General features: G+C 65.3%; 3 protein-coding genes. All 3 read right to left on the bottom strand.

Features of this window, described 5'->3' with window-relative positions:
* A partial coding sequence (locus Q0K17_RS11125) for a TatD family hydrolase (RefSeq protein WP_294542977.1) occupies window positions 1–865 on the bottom strand: 865 nt, incomplete at its 3' end.
* Between the two features lie 116 nt (window positions 866–981).
* Window positions 982–1,158, bottom strand: coding sequence for a hypothetical protein (locus Q0K17_RS11120; protein WP_294542976.1), 177 nt, complete (start codon window positions 1,156–1,158; stop codon window positions 982–984).
* 46 nt (window positions 1,159–1,204) lie between these two features.
* Entirely contained in the window at window positions 1,205–2,578 is a 1,374-nt protein-coding gene (locus Q0K17_RS11115; protein WP_294542975.1) for an MATE family efflux transporter, read from the bottom strand.
* Window positions 2,579–2,660 lie beyond the last annotated feature (82 nt).

Here is a 2,660-nt window from a genome sequence, read left to right as displayed (position 1 = left end):
GGGTGGTGGCGCGGGCCACTTCCTCGGGGGTCAGGCCTTTCAGTTCCGCCACGCGGCGGGCCACGGCCGGCAGGATCAGCCCGGTGTTGCGCGCCTTGCGCAGCCGTTTGCGGGGCAGGTCCGGGCAGCTGGGCTTGACGTAGGGGGCGTCGGTCTCCAGCAGGATGGATTCCAGCGGGGTGCGGGCCACCGCCTCCTCCAGGGCGGGCAGACGGCCCGACTGTTCCAGCAGCGCCCCGCCGATGCCCAGTTTCAGCCCCAGGCCGGTGTAGGCCGCCGCCAGTTCCGGCCCCCCGCCGAAACAGTGGCACACCCCGCCGTGCAGCCAGCGGCGGTGCCGCCGCAGAATGGCCAGCACATCCTTGTCCGCCTTGCGCACATGCAGGATCACCGGCAGGTTTTTCTGGTGGGCCAGGTGCAGCTGCCACACAAACCAGGCTTTCTGCCGCAGGCGGTGCTGCTCTTTCCGGGCCAGATGATAGTCCAGGCCGGTCTCCCCGATGGCCACCACCGCCGGGTCCTCCGCCAGGGCTTCCAGCTCCCGGCGCTGGGCCCAGTGCAGCCGCTCCACCACCTTCCGGCCCCGGTCATCCACCGTGTGGGCCAGGTAGGTCCGGGTGGGATGCACCCCCACCGCCGGATACACAAACCCGGGATATTCCGCCGCCAGGGCCAGCAGCCTACGGTTGGAGGAAAACCCGATGGCCGGTTCCACACAGGCCCCCACGCCCGCCGCCCGCAGCTCCTGGATCACCTGGGCCCGGGTCCCGGTGCGCAGCACAAAGGCGTCGCCCTCCCGGGCCAGATAGGGAAACTGGGCGTCGAACTGGTGATGGGACAGATGGGCGTGGGTGTCGATCAGCACGGGGAACCACTCCTTTCCGCAGACAGAAGAATATCTATTATCATAGCACATCCGCCGCAGGAACGCAAAAAAACACCCGCGAAAGCCGAAGCCTTCGCGGGTGACAGAAGAGCAGATCAGGCCCGGACCGGTTCCAGACCGGCGGCCCGGAGCAGGGGGCGTTTGCACAGGGCGTTGAAGGCCGCGATGGACCGGCCCACCCCAATCATGGAAAGCACCGTGCCCAGGGCCAGCAGCATGCCCAGCAGATACAGCCCGAACCGGGCCGCCCGTTTCTGATTGTTGTTTTGCATAAATGATCGGATTCTTTTCTGTATATTTGCACAAGGGACAGGAGGCTTACGCGGCCTCATCGGAAGGCATCTCCCGCAGCACCAGGAAGAACCGCACCACAAAGGGCAGGGAGATGAAGAAGGCCAGGGCATCCGCCACCGGCTGACCCATGGCCACGCCGGTCATGCCGAAGAGGGTGCTCAGGATCAGCAGGGAGGGAATGAACAAAAGACCGCTGCGCAGGCTGGCCAGCAGGGAAGCGGTGCGGTTCTGGCCGATGCTCTGGAACAGCATGTTGGAACAGACGGTCAGGGGCTGGAAGAAGAGGCCGCCCAGCTGCATGGCCAGGGCGGTGGAGCCGATGGCCACCACGTCGGGAGCGGGCTGGAACAGGGCGATGAGTTCGGGGCAGAAGAAGAATCCAACCGCCGCGATGGAACCCATGAGCAGTTCCGACACCGCAAAGGTGAACAGGAAGGCCTGCTTGACCCGGTTGTACCGCTTGGCGCCGTAGTTGAAGGCGCTCACCGGCTGGAAGCCCTGGCCGATGCCCAGCCCGAAGGAGAAGATGAACTGGGCGATGCGGTTGACGATGCTCATGGCGGCCACGGCGGCGTCGCCGTACAGGCGGGCCTGCCCGTTGAGCATCATGGTGGACACGCTGCCCAGGCCCTGGCGCAGCAGGCTGGGCAGGCCGGTGCGGCAGATGAGCAGCACTTCCCGCACATCCCGGGTCATGTTGCGGGGGGCGATCTTGCTCTGGGTGTGTCCGGCCAGGAACATGTAGAAGAGCAGTCCGAAACTGATGAGCTGGCTCACTCCGGTGGAGATGCCCGCGCCCAGCACCCCCAGATGGAACCCTTCCATGAGGATCCAGTCCCCGAAGATGTTCAGGATGCCGCCGGAGGTCAGTCCCACCATGGCGAAGGCCGCCTGACCCTCATACCGCAGGATGTTGTTGAGCACGCAGCTGGAGGCCATGAAGGGGGCTGCCAGCAGGATGAAGAGGGCGTACTGGCGGGCGTAGGGCAGGATGGTGTCGGTGGAGCCCAGCAGCCGCAGCAGGGGATCCATGAAGAGCAGCCCGCCCGCCGTGATGCACAGCCCCGCCGCGAAGGAGCAGAAAAAGCTGGTGGTGGCGAACCGGGAGGCGCTGGCCACATCCTTGGCGCCCAGGCGGCGGCTGATGATGGACCCGGCCCCGTGGCCGAACATGAACCCGAAAGCCTGGATGATGGCCATGAGCCCGAAGACGATGCCCACCGCGCCGGAGGCACTGATGCCCACCCGGCCCACGAACCAGGTATCGGCCATATTATAGATGTTGGTGACCAGCATGCTGATGGTGGTGGGGATACCCAGCTGAATGACCAGTTTCGGTATAGGCGTTTTGGTCATCTTGTCAAACTGGGCGCTCTGGGAAAGTTGTGTGGTCTGCATGGTAGGGTCCCTTTCTGCCGCAGGGCACAAAAAAAGAGCGTGCCGGCCGCGGGGCTACCGCAGTCCGGCACAGAGTGTGTCT

The sequence above is a fragment of the uncultured Gemmiger sp. genome, from assembly GCA_944388105.1.
Lineage (GTDB): Bacteria > Bacillota > Clostridia > Oscillospirales > Ruminococcaceae > Gemmiger.
Note: the sequence above shows the minus strand (reverse complement) of the source record. Positions and strands in the feature narration are given on the sequence as shown.

Bases quoted from the DNA above. Each gene is read 5' to 3' on its own strand.
- Q0K17_RS11115 (WP_294542975.1), bottom strand. From the start codon at position 2,578: ATGCAGACCACACAACTTTCCCAGAGCGCCCAGTTTGACAAGATGACC.
- Q0K17_RS11120 (WP_294542976.1), bottom strand. From the start codon at position 1,158: ATGCAAAACAACAATCAGAAACGGGCGGCCCGGTTCGGGCTGTATCTG.